Genomic DNA, 1,873 nt, shown 5'->3' with positions numbered 1-1,873 from the left:
CAGCTCGATATTGGGGGTGCCGGCGCCCTTGCGCGCCTTGTAGGCGGCCAGAGCCTGCTCATAGCCAGGCAGCGGCCGGCCGTCGCTCGGCACGTGCAGCGTCTTGCCGTTCGGGAACAGGCTGACCAGTTCCTGACGGCTGATACCCGGCCAGTGGCGGACATTGCCGACATCCATGTGGACGAACGGAGAACCGGAATTCGGATAGTAGCCGACGCCGCCGCCCTGCATCTTGAGGCCGATGTTGCGCAGCTTCTTCAGCGGCACGCCGGGGATGTAGAAGTCCATCGCCTTGCCAAGCATGTGCTGGCTTTTCTCGGCGACACCGCGGCTGCGGCTGCGCAGCATCGAATTGGTAGATGGCGAGCGATAGCCGCAGACGACCTGGATGTAGTCGGTCGCTCCGCTCTGCCGGTAGGCCTCCCACACCAGATCGAGCAGCCGCGGATCCATCTTGGTCGGCTCGTTGCGGCGCCAGTCGCGCAGGATGATGTTGATCTTGCGCAGGCCTTCGGGAACGTAGCGGCCGTTACGCTTGTAGACGATCTCGGCCTTTTCGTGCGTGTGCAGGTGATAGAGCTTCAGCGAACGGACTTCGGCTTTCGCGCCGGAGGCGGCTGCCGAAAGGAACCCTACGGCCAAAATCACAAACGTCAGCCACCGTGGCCAGACGCTCATGTGAAAATGCCGCCCGTTCGTGTGTCGTTCGACTTGGTTCAAATCAAAAGGCCTTGCAGGCTGCCGTTTGTCCCCGGATTTGCCCAAACGGATGCGTGGTTCTCACATCCGAATATCGATCCTAATGGTTAATCATCGCTTAGTGGAGCCGAAATGCGGTAACACCGTGGCGATATCCCGTCAAAAATGATGCACCATGTTTCGTGGTAAATCGCTGGTTTAGATCGAGAATTCGGCTTTGGCCCAAACACAATCTGTTACCGATTGCGTTAAATGCGTGATCGCGAACACGCAAGCGACTGAAAAAGCGCCTTCAGAAACGAAAAAGCGACGATTTAAGTCGGAATATAAACCGGTAGGCTGGGCTGGGCTTGCGTCTCAGGAGGCAAGTCGATCAAGCCGACCCGCTTCGGGGTCAATGCCATATTCCTTCAACTTGCGGTAGAGCGTAGAGCGCCCGATGCCGAGGCGGCGCGCCACCTCGCTCATCTGGCCGTTATAGTGGTCGATCGCAAGCTTGATCATCTCGAACTCGACATCGGCCAGCGCCCGCACATTGCCGCGCTCGTCCAAGGCCCTCAGCGTGCCGAATCGCGGCTGCAGCGGCGCCCGCGCCTCGGCCTCGTGCGAACCTGCCGCCGCTCCATTGGAGACGGCCTGATCGCCCGGCTGCCGCTCGTCCGCGACCGGTGCCACGGCAGTCGCAGGCTCGGCATCGAGCTTCACCGTGCCTTCGACCTGCGCGCGGATCTGTGGGAATTCCTCTTCGGTCAGCAATTCGCCTTCGGCGAGCACCGACGCCCTGAACACCGCATTTTCCAGCTGGCGGATGTTGCCCGGCCAATCGTAGGCCTGCAGCATCGCCAGCGCTTTGGCCGATATGCCGGTGAGACGATGACGCGGATCGGCCGGCGCCACCTTCTCCATGAAATGCCTGACCAGATGGGGGATGTCTTCGCGCCGGTCGCGCAGCGGCGGCACGAAGATCGGATAGACGTTCAGGCGATAAAATAGGTCCTCGCGGAATTTGCCGTCCTTGACCTGCTGCAAAAGATTCCGATGCGTCGCCGAGATCAGCCGGATGTCGACCTTGACGGTCGAACGGCCGCCGACCGGGTCGACCTCGCCCTCCTGCACGGCGCGCAGCAGCTTGACCTGGACGTCGAGCGGCAGGTCGCCGATCTCGTCCAGGAAC

Annotated in this window: 2 protein-coding genes; both read right to left on the bottom strand. The window is 61.3% G+C overall.

All coding sequences use genetic code 11. From position 1 onward, the window contains the following. Positions 1-678: YcbK family protein (locus EOA60_RS31040; RefSeq protein WP_128312478.1), on the bottom strand; the 678-nt coding region annotated here is incomplete at its 3' end. Between the two features lie 378 nt (positions 679-1,056). Then, a partial coding sequence (locus EOA60_RS31035; RefSeq protein WP_164899694.1) for a sigma 54-interacting transcriptional regulator occupies positions 1,057-1,873 on the bottom strand: 817 nt, incomplete at its 5' end.

Source organism: Mesorhizobium sp. M1A.F.Ca.IN.020.06.1.1 (assembly GCF_004023265.1).
Taxonomy (GTDB): Bacteria; Pseudomonadota; Alphaproteobacteria; order Rhizobiales; family Rhizobiaceae; genus Mesorhizobium.
The sequence above is the reverse complement of the archived record's forward strand: the minus strand, read 5'-3'. Positions and strand labels throughout refer to the sequence as shown.